The organism is Algibacter marinivivus (assembly GCF_003143755.1).
Lineage (GTDB): Bacteria > Bacteroidota > Bacteroidia > Flavobacteriales > Flavobacteriaceae > Algibacter_B > Algibacter_B marinivivus.
This window is the reverse complement of the sequence record NZ_QFRI01000002.1, coordinates 514,803-533,261: the sequence shown is the minus strand read 5'-3', so window position 1 is coordinate 533,261 and position 18,459 is coordinate 514,803. Positions and strand designations below refer to the sequence as shown.

The 18,459-nt window shown below is 33.9% G+C and carries 17 protein-coding genes; 8 read left to right on the top strand and 9 right to left on the bottom strand.

Annotated features, from left to right (window positions below; genetic code table 11):
• Window positions 1-69 precede the first annotated feature (69 nt).
• The 5 genes from gldG to DIS18_RS10725 are packed head-to-tail and all read right to left on the bottom strand — an operon-like array spanning window position 70 to window position 4,167.
• Window positions 70-1,737: a gliding motility-associated ABC transporter substrate-binding protein GldG gene (gene gldG / locus DIS18_RS10745; RefSeq protein WP_109353058.1), complete on the bottom strand. Its 1,668-nt coding sequence runs from the start codon at window positions 1,735-1,737 to the stop codon at window positions 70-72.
• The gene (locus DIS18_RS10740; protein WP_109353057.1) at window positions 1,730-2,215 is read right to left on the bottom strand and encodes a hypothetical protein; all 486 of its coding nucleotides are present in this window, start codon (window positions 2,213-2,215) and stop codon (window positions 1,730-1,732) included. Before DIS18_RS10740 ends, gldG begins: the two co-directional genes overlap by 8 nt.
• A complete protein-coding gene (gene gldF, locus DIS18_RS10735; RefSeq protein ID WP_109353056.1) occupies window positions 2,216-2,932 on the bottom strand; it encodes a gliding motility-associated ABC transporter permease subunit GldF in 717 nt (238 codons plus the stop codon).
• A gap of 33 nt (window positions 2,933-2,965) precedes the next feature.
• Entirely contained in the window at window positions 2,966-3,262 is a 297-nt protein-coding gene (locus DIS18_RS10730; RefSeq protein WP_109353055.1) for a putative quinol monooxygenase, read from the bottom strand.
• A 14-nt stretch (window positions 3,263-3,276) separates the two neighbouring features.
• On the bottom strand, window positions 3,277-4,167 hold the full coding sequence (locus tag DIS18_RS10725; RefSeq protein WP_109353054.1) for an SAM hydrolase/SAM-dependent halogenase family protein: 891 nt from the start codon (window positions 4,165-4,167) through the stop codon (window positions 3,277-3,279).
• Between the two features lie 155 nt (window positions 4,168-4,322).
• On the opposite strand from DIS18_RS10725, the gene DIS18_RS10720 reads away from it, so the two are divergent.
• Both DIS18_RS10720 and DIS18_RS10715 read left to right on the top strand, forming a co-directional pair.
• Complete coding sequence (locus DIS18_RS10720) at window positions 4,323-5,276, top strand: PhoH family protein (protein ID WP_109353053.1); 954 nt, start codon at window positions 4,323-4,325, stop codon at window positions 5,274-5,276.
• Window positions 5,277-5,624: 348 nt separating this feature from the next.
• On the top strand, window positions 5,625-6,575 hold the full coding sequence (locus DIS18_RS10715; protein WP_109353052.1) for a phosphoribosylaminoimidazolesuccinocarboxamide synthase: 951 nt from the start codon (window positions 5,625-5,627) through the stop codon (window positions 6,573-6,575).
• Window positions 6,576-6,870: 295 nt separating this feature from the next.
• Here the strand turns inward: DIS18_RS10715 and DIS18_RS10710 are convergent, their stop codons facing one another.
• Both DIS18_RS10710 and DIS18_RS10705 read right to left on the bottom strand, forming a co-directional pair.
• Window positions 6,871-7,242, bottom strand: coding sequence for a TfoX/Sxy family protein (locus DIS18_RS10710; RefSeq protein ID WP_109353051.1), 372 nt, complete (start codon window positions 7,240-7,242; stop codon window positions 6,871-6,873).
• Complete coding sequence (locus DIS18_RS10705) at window positions 7,229-8,338, bottom strand: heparan-alpha-glucosaminide N-acetyltransferase domain-containing protein (RefSeq protein ID WP_109353050.1); 1,110 nt, start codon at window positions 8,336-8,338, stop codon at window positions 7,229-7,231. Before DIS18_RS10705 ends, DIS18_RS10710 begins: the two co-directional genes overlap by 14 nt.
• 84 nt (window positions 8,339-8,422) lie before the next feature.
• On the opposite strand from DIS18_RS10705, the gene DIS18_RS10700 reads away from it, so the two are divergent.
• The 4 genes from DIS18_RS10700 to acs all read left to right on the top strand — a co-directional run bounded on the left by DIS18_RS10700 (window position 8,423) and on the right by acs (window position 13,914).
• A complete protein-coding gene (locus tag DIS18_RS10700) occupies window positions 8,423-9,787 on the top strand; it encodes an alanine/glycine:cation symporter family protein (RefSeq protein WP_109353049.1) in 1,365 nt (454 codons plus the stop codon).
• A gap of 127 nt (window positions 9,788-9,914) precedes the next feature.
• The gene (locus tag DIS18_RS10695; RefSeq protein WP_109353048.1) at window positions 9,915-10,172 is read left to right on the top strand and encodes a DUF4212 domain-containing protein; all 258 of its coding nucleotides are present in this window, start codon (window positions 9,915-9,917) and stop codon (window positions 10,170-10,172) included.
• Window positions 10,165-11,886: a sodium:solute symporter family protein gene (locus DIS18_RS10690; RefSeq protein ID WP_425428178.1), complete on the top strand. Its 1,722-nt coding sequence runs from the start codon at window positions 10,165-10,167 to the stop codon at window positions 11,884-11,886. Before DIS18_RS10695 ends, DIS18_RS10690 begins: the two co-directional genes overlap by 8 nt.
• 120 nt (window positions 11,887-12,006) lie before the next feature.
• Window positions 12,007-13,914: an acetate--CoA ligase gene (acs, locus tag DIS18_RS10685; protein WP_109353047.1), complete on the top strand. Its 1,908-nt coding sequence runs from the start codon at window positions 12,007-12,009 to the stop codon at window positions 13,912-13,914.
• Window positions 13,915-13,988: 74 nt separating this feature from the next.
• On the opposite strand, the gene DIS18_RS10680 is transcribed toward acs, so the two are convergent.
• Window positions 13,989-14,603, bottom strand: coding sequence for a fumarylacetoacetate hydrolase family protein (locus DIS18_RS10680; RefSeq protein WP_109353046.1), 615 nt, complete (start codon window positions 14,601-14,603; stop codon window positions 13,989-13,991).
• Window positions 14,604-14,717: 114 nt separating this feature from the next.
• Here DIS18_RS10680 and DIS18_RS10675 point away from each other — a divergent pair, with 114 nt between their 5' ends.
• Both DIS18_RS10675 and DIS18_RS10670 read left to right on the top strand, forming a co-directional pair.
• Window positions 14,718-16,490, top strand: a complete 1,773-nt coding sequence (locus DIS18_RS10675) for an ABC transporter ATP-binding protein (protein WP_109353045.1) — start codon at window positions 14,718-14,720, stop codon at window positions 16,488-16,490.
• Between the two features lie 4 nt (window positions 16,491-16,494).
• Entirely contained in the window at window positions 16,495-17,013 is a 519-nt protein-coding gene (locus tag DIS18_RS10670) for a DinB family protein (protein WP_109353243.1), read from the top strand.
• Window positions 17,014-17,171: 158 nt separating this feature from the next.
• Here the strand turns inward: DIS18_RS10670 and DIS18_RS10665 are convergent, their stop codons facing one another.
• Window positions 17,172-18,377: a multidrug effflux MFS transporter gene (locus DIS18_RS10665; RefSeq protein ID WP_109353044.1), complete on the bottom strand. Its 1,206-nt coding sequence runs from the start codon at window positions 18,375-18,377 to the stop codon at window positions 17,172-17,174.
• Window positions 18,378-18,459: the final 82 nt, after the last annotated feature.

Sequence of the window (18,459 nt, the reverse complement as noted above, 5' to 3'; positions counted from 1 at the left end):
AGTTTTCAAAAATCGCTTCTTACAAATATATTCCAAAAGGTGGTTATTTGGAAACAAACTTATTAACATTTAAGATGCGTATCTTTTCTTTCTGAGGTAGTTGAAAACAAAACCAAAGCCAGCAAGTAATACGAGTGGTAATAAGATGTTTATAAGTTGCCACTTGGTTTTTTCTGAGGCTATTTTTTGCTGATTTAAGAAGGCTACAGCTATTTCTTTAGAGCGAATGTTTATAAGTCCGTTATCGTCCAACAAATAATTAACGGCGTTCAGTAAAAATTCTTTGTTGCCATAGGTTTTTCCGGTCCATTTGTCAAAACCAAGTTCTTGGGGTTTGTTTCTAGCAAAGTCGTTTTTAATCACATCGCCATCTGCAATCACAATCATTTTTGTTGGCACACTTTTATTAACGCTGTTTGATATATCGAAAGGTTTTACACGATTTTGGTAAACCGAAGTAAACTCACCTTCTAAAAGAACCGCTAGTGTTTGATTACCTTTATTAAACGTTTGTGGGTTTTGTTCTTTGGTAACCAACTCTAAACTCACCTCGCGTGGTGTGCCTTCTAATTTGGTTAGAGGCGCCGTTTCTAAAAGAATGGTTTTGTTAATGCTGTTTTTTAGCGTGTCAATTTGGTTGGCAAAATCAAAGCGTACTAAATTTAAATTATTAACTATTGGATGTTTGCTACTAGAACCTGCTAATGGCGAATAGGGCCATTTTAAATGCTGAAATTGCGACTGACTGCCTTCTCCCATAGCCAAAGTAATAGGAGCGGAGTACAGTGTGCTTACCATATACGGATTGATACGAACCCCATACTTGAAAAAGAAATCGGTTAAATTTAAGTCTCTACTTACCGCATAGTTTGTTCCTGAGGCGTTGTAAAGACTATCTTTTTCCATAGCCACTGCATCAATAAGCCATAGGCTTTTTCCACCGTTCATGGTAAATTGGTCTAAGACTAGTTTCTCAGCTTCTGTAAACGCTTCGGTAGGTTTTGCAGAAATAATTAAATCGAAATCTTGAATGGCTTTTAAGGTTTGTTGCGGGTTTGAAGCCACACTATCTAAGGTAAAAGGCGCTATGTAATAGTAGTCTTTAAGCGTTTTTGCAAAGTCTACTAAATATTTGTCTTCTAACTGCTTATTACCTTTTAAAATGGCGATTTTAGCGCGTTTAGGATTGGTGAGTTTGCTAAAACCATCTGCAAAGGCATATTCTAAATGTTGCACCGAATTACTAACCAATTCTTGTTGTGAGGCGCCAATTTTATTCTTTACTAACGGAATGGTAACCGTTTGCCCATTATAACTTGCCAAGGCCCAAGGGAAAATAACGGCTTGTGACGATTTTCCGTTTTCTTGAACGCTGAGTTGCATGGGTGTTAATCCGCGTTGTGTAAGTTGTTGGATGTTGCGATCGCGAGTCGCGTCATCTTCTAACGGATTTATAAAATTGAAAACAATATTGTTATTTACTGCTGCAAACTCTTCTAGTAATTGTTTGGTTTCATTTTGAAGGCGTCTGAACTCTGAAGGGAAATCTTCGCCTTCTAAAAAAATATCAACTACTATAGGCGAATCAACATCTTTAATAATATCAATTGCAGAATTGCTTAATGTATAACGATTGTCTGAAGTTAAATCGAAACGTTTATAAATCTTACTGCTAATAAAATTTATAGCTATTAGAGCCGCTACGAGGATTACGATATGTTTTAAATATTTATTCAAAAGTTTTTTCTAATTGATAAGGTCTTACTGATGTCACCGTATTATTTATAAATTGTAGCTCTATACATTCTTGCATGTTATTAAATGCACCGGGTTTAAAGCCTAAATTGTAATTCCATTTTTCTTGAGAATTGGCTTTTAAACTTTCATCCCATCCATACCATTCGGGTGTCCCTAATTGGGTTTCAACTTCATTTTTATTTTTTCCAATCCATAGGCTATCATTTAAAATTTGATTTGCCATTTCGTAACGCAATTGCGGTTTATCTTCCCAAGCTTCCGCATCAAAATATTTTTCATGATGGTAGCTGCTAAATATGTTCAGCATCGGGTAAAACAGATAAAAATAAACGATTGGTGTTAATACCAAACTTACTATAAATGTGAGCCATTTGCGCTTATCAATGGTGTTTATAAATAGCCAAACGACTATAAATACAACTACTAAAAAAACAATAAATAAAGGCGTTACAATCATTTATTTTGCTTTGTTAATATTTAGTTTGGTTAGTATTAAAAAGAATACCGTAACACTTAAAAAATAGATAATATCTCGGGTATCTAAAACACCACGACTCATACTTTTATAGTGTGTGCTCATGCCTAATTGTTCTATAATATTACTTGAGATAAACTCCGCAATACCTTCAAAACCAATATAAAAGACAAAGCAAATAAAAACCGCCGAAATAAACGCTACAATTTGATTATCTGATAAAGTGGAGGCGAAAATGCCAATAGCCGTATAAGCAGCTACTAAAAATAATAAACCAAAATAAGAACCCCAAGTGCTGCCCATATCTAAATTACCAACAGGGTTTCCTAATTGATAAACGGTGTACACGTATAGCAATGTTGGTACAAGCGCAATCAATATTAAAATAAGTGCACCAAAATATTTTCCTAAAACAACATTAAAATGGGAGATGGGTTTTGTTAAAAGTAACTCTAAAGTGCCTTGTTTTTTCTCATCTGAAAAACTGCGCATCGTAACCGCAGGAATCAAGAAAATTAAAATCCAAGGAGCTAATAAAAAGAAGGATGATAAATCTGCAAACCCATAATCTAAAATATTAAACTCGCCTTTAAACAGCCAAAGGAATAACCCGTTTAAAACTAAAAATATAGCAATAACCAGATACCCAATTGGCGATGCAAAAAATGAGTTTATTTCTTTTTTAAGTATAGCTAGCATTTATTTTTTTCTGTTTACTGCGACTGAGACTGTTTACTTTAGCGACTCCAACTTCTCAACACTCCAAACTTCAGGTCTGATACTAAAAAGCGGTTTGGTTAATCCCCAAACTCCAATAAATAATTCAGATTTTCTATAATTCTGTAGAGCCTCTTCAGACTCCCAATAGCTGTAGGTGAAAAATATACTTGGATCGTTTTTATCTCTATATAATTCTAAAAATGTACAGCCTTCAAAAGCTCTAATTTTTGTTTTGGTGGCCTCAAAATTTTCAAGAAAAACTTCAACATTTTGTTTGTAAAACCCCATTTTTACTATTCTAACTAGCATAAATTCTTTTTAAATTAATAATCCGCAGCTTTTATATTTTGCGGAATTTCAGCACCTTTAGGAATGATTGGTTTTGGAATAAAATTAATACTTACAGCATCCATAAGCCCTAAACCTAAAAGCGTTGATGCGCTACCAAGTGTTTCACTATTACTTTTGTAAACTGCAATTTCTAAAAAATTACCAGAATTAAAAACAACAAGTTTCCTGCCTTCATCATGTCGCTTGTTTTCTGGGATTTCAAAATTAACAATATCACTGTATTTATTGTAAATTTTCTTGAATGTATAATTACGAGCAGAAATTTCAAACTCACGTCCTTTTTGTATGGTTTCAAAAAAGCTACGTTTAATATTGGTTACTACATTTCCATAATTATCAACATAAATAATACTACCCACAATTTGGGTTTTGTCATCATTAACAAAAGGTACAATATTTTTAATGGGCTTAATTTCTGAGATAGATTTTCCAATAACTTCTAAAGTTCCTCCTCGAGCTATATGGCAAGCTACTTGTACAAAAACATCTAATACAGGAAAGCTACTCTGAATATTATCATGAATATTAATCTCAACAATTTTCTCAGGCGCAATCTCAGAACAAATCATACTCATTATACCGTTATTGGCACATATAAAATAATGATCGTCAAGTTTTATAGCAATATGTTTGTTCTCTGGGTTAATCTCTGAATCAATCCCAATAATATGAATCGTCCCTTTTGGAAAACTACTATATGCATTTTGAATAATGTAAGCCGCTTCAGGAATATTAAATGGCGAAACAGAATGTGAGATATCAACAATTTTAACATCAGGAAGTTCACTATAGATAGCGCCTTTTGTCGCGCCAGCAAAGTAATCTTTTTCACCAAAATCGGTTGTTAATGTTATAATTGCCATGGCAAAATTGTTGATATGTTTTTAATGTTATCTCAACCAAATTTATGTATTTTTGGGATTGAGAGATGATGTACAAAACTAAGAAATCATTTCATGTAAGTAAACATTATTTCAATATATTATACTTGTAAATCTTTAATACTAATAACACGCTTTTGAACGAAATTATTATTGAACTTGAAGAAATAACTCCAAAAGAATTTTTTGGAGCTCAAAATGTAAACATTGAACTTCTAAAAAAGTACTTCCCAAAATTAAAAATTGTAGCTCGCGGAAACAAAATTAAAGCCTATGGCGATGAAGAATTGCTAGAGGAATTTGATAGACGTATTTCCATGCTATTAAAACATTTTGCTAAGTATAATAAACTTGATGAAAACGTTATAGAGCGCGTATTAACAAGTCAAAGTAGCGATGATTATACCACTTCTAAAGCAAGCGGAGAAACCATCGTTCATGGTGTAGGTGGAAAATTGATTAAAGCACAAACCGCAAACCAACGTAAAATGGTTGAGCTTATGCGTAAAAACGATATGGTTTTTGCCATTGGTCCAGCAGGAACAGGAAAAACCTATACGGGCGTAGCATTGGCAGTTCAAGCGCTTAAAAATAAAGAGGTTAAACGTATTATTTTAACGCGTCCAGCGGTTGAAGCAGGAGAGAACCTTGGTTTTTTACCGGGCGATTTAAAAGAAAAGTTAGACCCTTACATGCAACCACTTTACGATGCTTTGCGCGATATGATTGCACCAGAAAAGTTGGCGAGTTATATTGAAAAAGGGACTATACAAATAGCGCCATTAGCCTTTATGCGTGGACGAACTTTAGATAATGCATTTGTAATTTTAGACGAAGGTCAGAATACCACACACGCCCAAATGAAAATGTTTTTAACGCGTATGGGTAAAAACGCAAAGTTCTTGTTAACGGGTGATCCTGGGCAAATAGATTTACCGCGTCGTACCATATCAGGACTAAAAGAAGCCTTGTTAATTTTAAAGAATGTTGAAGGTGTAGGCATGATATTTTTAGATGATAAAGACGTTATCCGCCATAAACTTGTTAAAAAGGTAATTGCAGCGTATAAAAGTATAGAAAACGTAGATTAATTTTTTTTGAAGCTATTTCCCGCTTTCCGCTATATCTTTTCATGTGCTGAACTTGTTTCAGTATCTCATTAAAATAGTATAATTGTAAAATTTTTGGTTATAATTAAACTATAGTAAACACATAAAAAGGTTAAGACTATTAAAAAATAGTCGAACTGTTGAAACGGGGCTAGGGCTTTTTAGAATAAAACAACGAACCGTCATTGCGAATCACACTTTTTTGTGTGATGTGGCAATCTGTTAAAAAGGAAGAGATTACCTCGTCGCAAAAAAATGCCCTTGTAATGACGATAATAAATAAACGAATAAACAAATCAACTCATAAACGAATAAACAGTTTTTAAAACAATGAGTAATACCATAATAGACACAAACTTCAATTTTCCAGGACAAAAAAGTCTTTACAAAGGAAAAGTAAGAGCCGTATATAATATTAACGACGAAGAATTAGTAATGGTAGCCACCGATAGGCTATCTGCATTCGATGTTGTCATGCCAAAAGGCATCCCATACAAAGGGCAAATTTTAAATCAAATCGCTACTAAAATGATGGCGGCCACTGAAGATTTGGTGCCAAATTGGTTAACCGCTACACCAGATCCAAACGTTGCAGTAGGGCATTTATGTGAGCCATTTAAAGTAGAAATGGTTATTCGTGGTTACATGTCTGGTCATGCAGCAAGAGAGTACAAATTAGGTAAACGTATGCTTTGTGGAGTACCTATGCCAGAAGGTATGAAAGAGAATGATGCGTTTCCAGAACCCATCATCACACCTGCAACCAAAGCAGAAATGGGCGACCATGATGAAGATATTTCTCGTGAAGATATTTTAAAACGTGGTATTGTTTCAGAAGAAGATTATATTGTTCTAGAAGATTACACCCGTAAATTATTCCAACGAGGTTCTGAAATTGCAGCATCAAGAGGTTTAATTTTAGTGGATACTAAATATGAATTTGGTAAAACAAAAGATGGTAAGATTGTTTTAATTGATGAAATTCACACACCAGATTCTTCACGTTATTTTTATGCGGATGGTTATCAAGAACGTCAAGATAGAGGTGAAGCCCAAAAGCAACTCTCAAAAGAGTTTGTACGCCAATGGTTAATTTCAAATGACTTTCAAGGTCTAGAAGGACAAACCGTACCTTTTATGAGCGATGAGTATATTGAAACCGTTTCAGAACGCTACATCGAACTTTACGAAAACATCACAGGAGAAACCTTTGTTAAGGCAGATGTAAGTAACATCCAAGAGCGTATTGAGTCTAATGTTTTAGAGTATTTGAAAAAGTAAAGGTATAGATTAGAACGAATAGCTATAAATTCTTTAATGTTATATTATTTGACTTATTAACAAGAAAAGTATAATATAAAAAATTGTCACTTTGATAGTCAAAGCTATTTCGTTTGAGCTGAATATGTTGTTTTGTTTCATGGTTGGTAGGTATTAAACAAAATTAAAATAATCGATTAACTGTTTATAATGTTCGACCAAATGTAAGAAAATAATTATTAGAAACAAAATAATGTTAAATGTTTTGTTAATTAATAAGCTGATTTGTAAGTATTTACTTTTTTTTCATGAACTATCATTTAATTTTTTTCTTTTTTTTACTAGCTTTTGCCATTGGATTAAAAGTTAAACATAAATCTAACCAATAAGATAAATCATTTTCATTATCAAAACCATCTGGAGTCACAAAAATATAACCTTTCATTGGGCGTCCAGTAAAATCCATAGGTAAGCATTCTGACTTCTCTAACTCTTTTTCATAAGTATCTAAACCAATTCTAGCCATTAGTAAGCTATCTCCATATTTTTTATCGATATGAATCCCGCAAAGCATTTTATCGTCAACTTTAAAACATAAACCACCCATCATTTTGAGTTCTGAAAAAGCAGTGCGTTTCTCTTTTAATTGTCTTCGTATTCTGTCTGCTAAATATTCATCGTATGCCATTTCTTTTTGTTTTAATAGTGTCTACCATTTTTCGAATTAAATTATAAACAAAAGCATTTGTTTTTGCATAATGAAATGATATAAAACAAACTACAACCATAAATAAAATAGCTCCAAAAATAGCTGTTGAAGGTTCTAAGGATTTACTCAGAAACTTTTTTAAACCATAACCTGTGAAACTTCCGTAAAGTAAAATGAAGTGAATAACGTAAATGGATAATGTCTTCTCCCCAATTCGAGCAATAATAGATTGTTTTAAAAACCTTTCTAGAGCATAAAAGAGACCAAATAGAATAAGAACGTCACCTAGTCTTGTAAATAGGTAGTTGTAATCGGCACTCATTTTAAACAATTCTATACCTGTTAAATTACTCAGTTTTATTAAAAATAAAGAAGATAAATAAATCAAAAATGCACCAATTATAAAAAAGGAAATAATGGTAGTAAGTTTAAATTTATCACGGTGCACATGCCTAAAAAAAACTGTCGAAATAAATGCTCCAAAAGCTGAATAGCCAAACCATGGTAAAATGGTAAATACTGATCCGTTTGTTTTAGTCATATAATTAGCAATAAACGCTGGGGTATTTTCTAATGATATGGTTCTATAAAGCGGTTCTGAAACAAAGCAAACAAAACCAACTACAAATAACACAATAGAAAAAATGTAACTGTGCTTTTTAAAGATAGTATGTAAACTTACTAAGAAAATTAAAGACAATCCGATGCATTGCAATACATCTATAACAAAAAAATAAGAGTTAAAATTCCCAGAGAGCCAACTGAAAATATTAATACGCAAGCTGTAACCTATTCCTAGTAAGAGGAGGCCTCTAAATAGTCCTTTTTTTATTCTAGGTTTATCATTACCTTTTGCGTAAGCGCGCAATAATAAATAGGCAAAAACTAGCCCTGAAATAGTAAAAAAAGTGGGCGCTGTAATACCTCTAAAATATGACCAGATATTGTAAATAGTGTTAGAATTATCTCTATAAACAGGAGATAATAAAGTATCTATAAAATGACCTTGGAGCATCATTAAAATAGCAAATGCTCTAACAGCATCAATAAAATATAAGCGGTTGGATTGCGCCATAAATTGGGTTAATAACTATAAAGATACTTTTAATTTATAGAAATGTTTGTAAAGTGATATATTTATAGAATATAAAACCTTTTTATGGAGCAACTCATTCAAGATTTTTCAAATTACGCATGGGGTCTACCGTTGGTAATTTTGTTAATTGGTGGCGGGTTGTATTTATTAATTTTATCTAAATTTTTACCTTTTCGGTATTTAGGTCATGCCATACAAGTACTCCGAGGAAAATATGATGACCCAAATGATCCCGGACAAATTTCACATTTTAAAGCTTTAACTACTGCATTATCTTCTACTATTGGTATGGGGAATATTGCAGGTGTGGCTGTTGCTATTTCGGTTGGAGGACCAGGAGCAATGTTTTGGATGTGGGTGAGTGCTATTGTTGGTATGTCAACTAAATTTTTCACATCAACATTGGCGATTATGTATCGCGGAAAAGATAGTGCTGGCGAATTGCAAGGTGGTCCTATGTATTTTATAATTGAAGGTTTAGGGAAATCTTGGAAACCTTTGGCGGTTATGTTTAGTCTTTTTGGAATGCTTGGAGCATTGCCAGTTGTAAACGTGAATCAATTAACACAAGCTATAAATGATATTATTTTAATTCCGAATGGTGTTGAAGTTGGTTTACAATCGAATTTAATTCTAGCTTTTGTATTGGTAGCTTTAACCTCAGTAATTATTCTTGGTGGTTTAAAACGCATAAGTAATGCGGCTTCTAAAATGGTGCCTTCTATGGTAATATTATATTTTGTTTTGGTGCTATTCATTTTGATTTCTAATTATGAAGTGGTTCCTAAATATTTCATGATGATTTTTACTGACGCGTTTTCAGCAGATTATTATGAAGGTGATGCCTTTATGGGCGGTGTTTTAGGTGCTTTAATTTTACTGGGAATTCGAAGAGGTGCTTTTTCAAACGAAGCTGGTATTGGAACTGCTCCTATGGCTCATGGTGCTGCAAAAACAGATGAGCCAGTTCGAGAAGGTTTAGTGGCTATGTTAGGACCAGCAATAGATACTTTAATTGTTTGTACACTAACAGCCTTGGCTATTTTAGTTACTGGCGTTTGGGAAACCACTGCAGATAATGGTGTGAGCTTAACCGCATCGGCATTTAGTCATACCATGCCTATTTATGGTAAATATTTGCTCATGGTTTGTGTAGCTATTTTTAGTATTTCATCATTGTTTTCCTATGCTTATTATGGGTCTAAATGTTTGTCTTTTTTAATTGGTGCAGATAAAAAGCATTATTATAATTACATTTATATCCTGAGTATTATACTTGCTGCAACTACGCCGTTTAGTGTGATGTTGAATTTAATTGATGGCGTTTTTGCGCTTATGGCAATACCAACAATGCTAGCAACTATAATTCTTGCACCAAGAGTGGTAAAGGAAATTAAGGAGTATTTTAAAAGATTAAAGGAAATCTAAAAGGTTTAGTTCTAGTGCTTCACTCGCGTTAGAGATAGCAGTGGATAGCCCACAGCCTGACGAAGGAAGTGCGAGGACTTGTAACGGATAGTCCGACCTTTTTCTGGTAACGCAAAAAAATAAAATTATGGCAGATAAAAAAAATGCTAAGGCCTACTGGAAAGAAAATATTAGGTATGTTCTGATTCTGATGGCGGTATGGTTTATAGTGTCTTTTGGCGCTGGAATATTGTTTAAAGATGCGCTTAATTCGGTCAAAATTGGTGGTTTTAAACTAGGCTTTTGGTTTGCACAACAAGGCTCAATGTATGTATTTGTGGTTTTGATTTTTGTGTATGTGCGTTTGATGAATAAATTGGATAAAAAATACGGATACGATGTATAGTTTACTAGCGGAAGGCATTGGCGTGCAAAACTGGACGTACATTTTAGTAGGGATAACATTTACGCTTTATATCGGGATAGCAATATGGTCTAGAGCAGGCTCTACCAAAGAGTTTTATGTTGCTGGCGGAGGCGTATCTCCGTTAGCAAATGGGATGGCCACAGCTGCCGATTGGATGAGTGCCGCATCGTTTATATCCATGGCAGGAATCATATCTTTTGCGGGTTACGATGGCGCGGTATATTTAATGGGGTGGACTGGTGGTTACGTACTTTTAGCTTTACTTTTAGCACCTTATTTGCGAAAGTTTGGCAAGTTTACAGTACCCGATTTTATAGGTGACAGGTATTACTCAAAAACCGCTCGAATTGTAGCTGTATTTTGTGCGTTGTTAGTATCGTTTACCTATGTAGCAGGACAGATGCGAGGTGTTGGTATTGTCTTTTCCAGATTTTTAGAAGTTGATATTAATACAGGTGTGATTATAGGTATGCTTATCGTGTTGTTTTATGCTGTTTTAGGAGGTATGAAAGGCATCACATATACTCAAGTAGCACAGTATTGTGTCCTAATTTTTGCCTTTATGGTACCAGCTATTTTTGTATCTATTCAAATGACTGGAAATCCGATTCCGCAATTAGGTTTTGGTGGTGAATTAACTGATGGTTCGGGTACTTATTTGTTAGACAAACTAGATGGTTTAAGCACCCAATTAGGTTTTTCTGAATACACTGAAGGTTCAAAACCTCTGATAGATGTTTTTGCAATAACCCTTGCACTTATGGTTGGTACAGCAGGTTTACCACATGTTATTGTTCGATTTTTTACTGTAAAACGAGTTAAAGATGCTCGTAAATCGGCGGGTATTGCATTATTGCTAATTGTACTTTTATATTCAACTGCACCAGCAGTAGCAGTATTTGCGAGAACAAATATGATTGAAACGGTTTCTAATAAACCGTATGTTGATGTTCCTGATTGGTTTACAAAATGGGAAACCACAGGTTTAATAAGCTTTACCGATAAAAATAAAGACGGATTAATTAAATACGTAGCTAATAAAGAGCAAAACGAATTGGTAGTAGATAGAGATATTATGGTACTCGCAAATCCAGAAATTGCTAACCTACCAGATTGGGTTATAGCCTTAGTTGCAGCTGGTGGATTAGCAGCAGCATTATCAACTGCAGCAGGATTACTGTTAGTAATATCAGCATCTGTGTCTCACGATTTAATCAAGAAAATTATTAACCCAAAAATTTCAGAAAAAGGTGAATTAATTGCTGCAAGATTATCAGCAGTAGGCGCTGTATGTGTTGCTGGTTATTTTGGTATTAATCCACCAGGGTTTGTCGCTGCTGTAGTGGCATTGGCTTTTGGACTAGCAGCAGCATCTTTTTTTCCAGCTATCATATTAGGTATATTTTACAAACGTATGAACAAAGAAGGTGCTATTGCAGGTATGGTAGTTGGTATTACTGCTATGTTACTTTACATGATAAAATACAAGTTAGGCTGGTTTGATGAAACGCTTCCTGATAAAAGTGAATGGTGGTTTGGTATTTCGCCTGAGGGTTTTGGTAGTATTGCAATGCTTTTAAATTTTATCGTCTCAATAGTCATAATGAAACTTACACCAGCACCACCAGAAGATGTTCAAGAAATCGTTGAAAACATAAGAATACCAAGTGGGGCTGGTGAAGCAACACATTAATGTCTTAGTAATGTTTTCTGTAGAAGCATTAATGTTGTTAGTAGAAAAAACTTAATAAATGTTTAATATTTTGCTATTTTAGAACGCATATTTAAAACATCAATTCTTTAAAGCTATCCAATGAGTAATTACCACATAAAACACCTAGAAGAGTACTATCAAGTTTATAGGAAATCTGTTAGAGAACCCGAAAACTTTTGGGAAGAAATAGCTGAAGAACATTTTATGTGGCAACGTAAATGGGATAACGTTTTGAGTTGGGATTTCTCAAAACCAGAAGTAAAATGGTTTGAAGGCGCACAATTAAATATCACAGAAAACTGTATAGATAGACATTTGTCAACTAGAGGGGATAAAACAGCTATTCTATTTGAACCTAACGACCCAAAAGAAGCAGCAGAACATATTACATATAATCAACTTCACGAAAGAGTCAATCAATTTGCTAATGTTTTAAAAGACCAAGGCATTAAAAAAGGAGATAGAGTTTGTATCTATTTACCTATGATTCCAGAATTAGCAATATCAGTTTTAGCTTGCGCTAGAATAGGAGCTATTCACTCTGTTGTATTTGCAGGATTTTCAGCAACTGCTTTATCAACTCGTATCAACGATTCTGATTGTAAAATGGTTTTAACAAGCGATGGCTCATATAGAGGTGCGAAAACTATTGATTTAAAAGGTATTGTAGATGAAGCTTTGGAGAGTTGTGATGGTGTGAAATCCGTTTTAGTCGCAAAGCGAATAAACTCAGATATACAAATGAAATCTGGCCGTGACAAATGGTTGCAACCACTTTTAGAAAACGCCTCTAAAGCTTGTGAAGCTGAAGTTATGGATGCAGAAGATCCATTATTCATTCTGTATACCTCAGGTTCCACAGGAAAGCCAAAAGGCATGGTACATACCTCGGCGGGTTATATGGTGCATACGGCTTATACTTTTAAAAACGTGTTTCAATACAGAGAAAATGATGTGTATTGGTGTACTGCAGATATTGGTTGGATTACAGGGCACAGTTATATAGTTTACGGACCATTAGCAAACGGAGCAACTACAGTGATGTTTGAAGGTGTACCTAGTTATCCAGATTTTGGACGCTTTTGGGAGATTGTAGAAAAACATAAAATAAACCAATTTTACACCGCACCAACAGCCATTAGGGCTTTAGCAAAAGAAGGTTTAGAACTTATTGAAAAACACGATTTATCATCACTTAAAGTTTTAGGCTCCGTTGGAGAACCTATCAATGAAGAAGCATGGCATTGGTATAATGATAATGTAGGGAAAAAGAAAAGCCCTATTGTTGATACTTGGTGGCAAACTGAAACTGGTGGTATTATGATTACACCAATTCCGTTTGTAACACCAACCAAACCAACCTACGCTACCTTACCATTTATTGGTATTCAACCAGCTTTAATGGATGAAAACGGTAAAGAATTAAAAGGTAATCAAGTAGAGGGGAGACTTTGTATAAAATTTCCATGGCCAAGTATGGCACGAACGATATGGGGAAATCATCAACGTTATAAAGAGACTTATTTTTCAGCTTATGAAAACAAATATTTTACGGGAGATGGTGCATTACGTGATGAAGTAGGGTATTACAGAATTACAGGTAGAGTAGATGATGTGATTATAGTCTCTGGTCATAATTTAGGAACCGCACCAATTGAAGATGCGATAAACGAACACCCAGCTGTTGCAGAATCAGCTATTGTAGGGTTTCCACATGATGTGAAAGGAAATGCGCTTTATGGCTATGTGATTTTAAAAGACACAGGAGAATCTAGAGATCATAATAACTTAAGAAAAGAAATTAACCAGATTATCACAGAGCATATTGGGCCTATTGCTAAATTGGATAAAATTCAGTTTACTTCAGGTTTACCAAAAACACGCTCTGGTAAAATCATGCGTCGTATTTTGCGTAAAATTGCACATAAAGACACGAGTAATTTAGGAGATACCAGTACACTTTTAAATCCAGAGGTTGTTCAGGAAATTATGGATAATGTGCTGTAAAAAATAAGTGTTCTAATGATTAAAAGCATAGCTAAAAATTAGGCTATGTTTTTGATTTTGTACCATTTAGATTCTTATATTAACTTAAAGTCTAAAAGCAACTCACCTTCAATTGAAGCTTGTAAATGGTCACCTTTAAAATTTTGGCCAGCACCACTAGCTGGTGTTCCAGTAAATATTAAATCACCAGGTTCTAAAGTCATGTATTTTGATACAAAAGCAATGATTTCAACAAAATTATAAATCATATTGCTAGTATTTCCAACCTGTATTTGCTTTCCGTTAATCTTTAAATCAAAATTAATATCGTTGATATCTGCAAAGTTAGAAATCGGTTTAAAACCATTTACAGGAGATGCACCATCAAACCCTTTAGCCAAAGCCCAAGGCCCTTTGTTTTCTCTACTGGCTCCCAACACATCCTTTGCGGTATAATCAATTCCAATTCCAATTTCACTAATGTAAGACGCTGCATCACTCTCATTAATATCTTTTCCCGTTTTTCCAATTTTTGCAACTAATTCCACTTCATAAATCAACTGATTTGTAATCTTAGGAAAAACAATGTCTTTATTATCAGTTACTAAAGTACTTTCAGCCTTAATAAATATAAGTTGCGCTCCATTTTTAAGGGCAGGAACTTCACTTTTATCATTCACGTAATTTTTACCAATACCAATTATTTTCATCTGCGTTGTTTGAGTGTTTGTTAAATGTCAAAAGTAATTAATATTATAATTTCAATAAACCTTTAGCTAAATAGTTTTCAAGAAAAACCTACCTTTAAAAATTGAAAAGTAATTATGAAACATCTTCAAGAAACATCAAAAAATAAAACAAAGTCCAAGCCAAAAGTAACCATGGCGCAAGCCTTTAAAACTATTATTTGGCCTAGGCGAAATTTAGTTTTTGTGGGGTTAATATTAATTGTTATTCGGAGTTTAGCTGGCTTGGTGTTGCCATGGCAAAGTAAAGTACTTTTAGATGAAGTTGTACCAAGTAAAGACGTTTCTCAAATTTACTCGCTAATTGCTATCGTTATAGCAGCAATAACCATTCAAGCTATAACATCGTTTGCTCTAACTAGAATTTTAAGTGTTCAAGCACAATATTTAATCAGTGAGTTACGAGCTCAAGTTCAGAAAAAAGTATTGTCATTACCCATTAGTTTTTTCGATAATACGAAATCTGGTGCCTTAGTATCTAGAATAATGAGTGATGTTGAAGGTGTACGAAACCTTATTGGAACAGGACTTGTACAGTTAGTTGGCGGAACATTTACAGCTATTGTTTCATTAATTATTTTAATAAAATTAAACCCTTGGATGACACTTTTTGTGTTTATCCCACTTTCTATATTTGGATATATCGCGTTAAGAGCTTTTAAATACATTCGGCCTATTTTTAGAACACGAGGCAAAATAAACGCAGAAGTAAAAGGACGATTAACCGAAACCTTAGCAGGAGTAAGAGTTATAAAGGCATTTAATGCTGAGACTCAAGAAAATCAAATTTTCGAAAAAGGGGTAGATAAGCTATTTCAAAATGTAAAAAAGAGTCTAACGGCAACGGCATTAATGACGAGTTCGTCAACATTTTTAATAGGTGTTGCTACTACAGGAATTATGGGTATTGGTGGCTATTACATGATTCAAGAACAAATGACGACGGGAGATTTCCTATTCTTTACGCTTATTCTAGGTTTTATGATTGCGCCCATTGTACAAATGAGTAATATAGGTAGTCAATTAACTGAAGCTTTAGCCGGTTTAGATAGAACTGAAGAACTCATGAATACGGCAGCTGAAGAAGATGATATAAACCGCACCATTCAATTTAATACTTTTAAAGGCGATATCTCTTTTAATGATGTCTCTTTTGCTTATGATGAAGATAAAGAGGTGTTACATAATATTAGCTTCAATGCGCCAGCAGGTTCTGTAACTGCTTTGGTTGGTAGTTCAGGGTCTGGAAAATCGACTATTGCGGGCTTATCGGCAACATTCTTAAATCCAAAATCTGGTAAAATTACTATTGATAATCAAGATTTATCAAAAGTAAAACTGAATAGCTATCGTCAATATTTAGGCGTGGTGCTTCAAGATGAATTTTTATTTGAAGGCACCATTAAAGAAAACATTATGTTTCCAAGACCAAATGCTACAGAAGCCGAATTGCAAAATGCTGTTAAAGCAGCTTATGTAAATGAATTTACCGATAGGTTTGATGATGGTTTAGAAACCTTAATAGGCGAACGTGGTGTGAAACTATCAGGAGGACAACGTCAGCGTTTGGCTATTGCACGTGCTATTTTAGCTAACCCTAAAATTATTATTTTAGACGAAGCCACTTCAAATTTAGATACCGAAAGTGAAGCTTTAATTCAAAAAAGTTTAAACGAATTGGTAAAAGATAGAACCACCATTGTTATTGCACATAGGTTAAGTACTATTAGAAAAGCAGATCAGATTTTAGTAATTGAAGCAGGTCGAATCGTTGAGCGAGGTACTCATGATGAACTTATTGCTTTAAATGGTAGGTACTTTGATTTATACACATATCAAGCAAAAATTTAATATTATGAGAGTTACAGATTTAAACACATCAGAATACAATTCATATTACGGAACCTATACTAGTAAAGTCCCAAAAGATGTTACTTTAATGGATGGTTTTGTGAAAGCAGAAAAGGATGTTGTTGATTTTTTTAAATCCATTCCTGAGGGTAAATTGGAGTATAGATATGCTTCAGGTAAATGGAGTATTAAAGAAGTGCTTCAGCATATTATAGATACCGAGCGTGTTTTTATGTATCGTTGCTTTAGGATTGCAAGACATGATAGTGCGCCTTTAGTTGGTTATGAACAAGATGACTATATAGAGCCATCAAAAGCAGATGATAAATCTATAAATGATTTATTAGAAGAATATAAAATAGGTCGTAAGAGTTTTATAATTCTCTTAAAAAGTATTAATGATGCTGATTTGATGTTTACAGGTCATGCTAGCGGAAGTCCTTTATCTGCAAGAGCTGCTGCATTTATTATTCTCGGGCATGAAATTCATCACATGGAAGTTATAAAAACACTTTATTTATAGCCTGAGTTTAATTACTAAATACAGACTTTAGCAGATTTGCCCGCGTTAGGGATAGTAGTGGATAGCCCACAGCCCGACGTAGGAGGTGCGAGGACTTGTAACGGATAGCCCGACCCCTTGTGGTTAACGCCCAAATTATTTTTTAAATGATGAAATATCTAACTGTTTGCTACAACTATTTTGTTTTTCATGAGTAGAAATACAAAAAGTGAAAGCAGACCAAAAACGGAAAATCCAATAAATAATGGTAAAACTGAAGTGTTGACAAAACTACCAATATAATTGGCAATGGGTACAGCCATAACTGTAGATATAAACCCGTTAATTGCTGCGCCAATGCCAGCAATATGACCTAAAGGCTGCATTGCTAAAGCTCTTAAATTTCCAAATAAAAATCCAACGCTAAAAAATTGTAATGCAAAAAAACTGAGCAATATATAGATGTTAGGATTGTTCCCGTTGCAAAATAATATCACGTAAAGAAGAGAGATAATAACAAACGCAATACAAGCAGAGTATGCAATTTTAGTCATACCATATTTTACTACTAAACGGCTATTTAAATACGTGGCTAAACCTACTGAAATGGCTAAACTTGCAAATATGTATGGGAATAGTTCTACTAAATCATACTGCATTTGAAAGATTTGTTGAGACGTACTTAAATACACCATAAATGCGCCTGTAATAAAACCGGAGACAAAGGTGAAAGCAACAGCTTGTTTGTGTTTGAAAAATTCTTTGGTACCATCAATAAATAAACGTGAGGAAAATGGGATTCGGTTTTTTTCTATTAATGTTTCAGACTGCCGTTTCCAAAACCATATCATTATTAAAAGCCCGATAAATAGATTAAAATAGAAAATAGATTCCCAGTTAAAAAAGTTTAAAATAAGTTGACCAATAGTAGGCGCAACAACAGGAACCAAAATGAAAAACATAACAACTATCGAAATTATTTTTGCCATATAATTACCACTGTAAGAATCTCGTATCATTGATAATGCGATAGTTCTTGGTGATGATAAACCAATACCTTGAAGCACTCTGCCAAAAATCATAATCTCAAAACTTTTTGTGGTAACGCATATAATACTGGCAATAATAAAAACGATGAAACCAATATAAACCATAGGTTTTCTTCCGAAACTATCTGATAGCGGACCGAAAAGCAGTTGCCCAAATCCAAGCCCAAGGAAAATCATGGTAATTAACAATTGGTTGTCTGTGGTATTTATAACTCCTAAAAAATCTCCAATTTCAGTAAGTGCAGGTAATAAGGCATCAATTGATAAGGCCACAATAGACATTAATGAAGCCATTAAGGTTACAAATTCTAGCTTAAACTTTTGGGGTTTTTCCATGATGTAAAAGTAGTCGAATTAAATTCGATACTAACATAATAATCATCTATAAACTCAATCTTATTATAGTTTATAATAATTT

Bases quoted from the DNA above. Each gene is read 5' to 3' on its own strand.
- DIS18_RS10740 (WP_109353057.1), bottom strand. From the start codon at position 2,215: ATGATTGTAACGCCTTTATTTATTGTTTTTTTAGTAGTTGTATTTATA.
- DIS18_RS10690 (WP_425428178.1), top strand. From the start codon at position 10,165: ATGTATAGTTTACTAGCGGAAGGCATTGGCGTGCAAAACTGGACGTAC.
- DIS18_RS10705 (WP_109353050.1), bottom strand. From the start codon at position 8,338: ATGGCGCAATCCAACCGCTTATATTTTATTGATGCTGTTAGAGCATTT.
- gldF (WP_109353056.1), bottom strand. From the start codon at position 2,932: ATGCTAGCTATACTTAAAAAAGAAATAAACTCATTTTTTGCATCGCCA.
- DIS18_RS10700 (WP_109353049.1), top strand. From the start codon at position 8,423: ATGGAGCAACTCATTCAAGATTTTTCAAATTACGCATGGGGTCTACCG.
- DIS18_RS10725 (WP_109353054.1), bottom strand. From the start codon at position 4,167: ATGGCAATTATAACATTAACAACCGATTTTGGTGAAAAAGATTACTTT.
- DIS18_RS10715 (WP_109353052.1), top strand. From the start codon at position 5,625: ATGAGTAATACCATAATAGACACAAACTTCAATTTTCCAGGACAAAAA.
- acs (WP_109353047.1), top strand. From the start codon at position 12,007: ATGAGTAATTACCACATAAAACACCTAGAAGAGTACTATCAAGTTTAT.
- DIS18_RS10680 (WP_109353046.1), bottom strand. From the start codon at position 14,603: ATGAAAATAATTGGTATTGGTAAAAATTACGTGAATGATAAAAGTGAA.
- DIS18_RS10730 (WP_109353055.1), bottom strand. From the start codon at position 3,262: ATGCTAGTTAGAATAGTAAAAATGGGGTTTTACAAACAAAATGTTGAA.
- DIS18_RS10710 (WP_109353051.1), bottom strand. From the start codon at position 7,242: ATGGCATACGATGAATATTTAGCAGACAGAATACGAAGACAATTAAAA.
- DIS18_RS10665 (WP_109353044.1), bottom strand. From the start codon at position 18,377: ATGGAAAAACCCCAAAAGTTTAAGCTAGAATTTGTAACCTTAATGGCT.
- DIS18_RS10695 (WP_109353048.1), top strand. From the start codon at position 9,915: ATGGCAGATAAAAAAAATGCTAAGGCCTACTGGAAAGAAAATATTAGG.
- DIS18_RS10675 (WP_109353045.1), top strand. From the start codon at position 14,718: ATGAAACATCTTCAAGAAACATCAAAAAATAAAACAAAGTCCAAGCCA.
- DIS18_RS10670 (WP_109353243.1), top strand. From the start codon at position 16,495: ATGAGAGTTACAGATTTAAACACATCAGAATACAATTCATATTACGGA.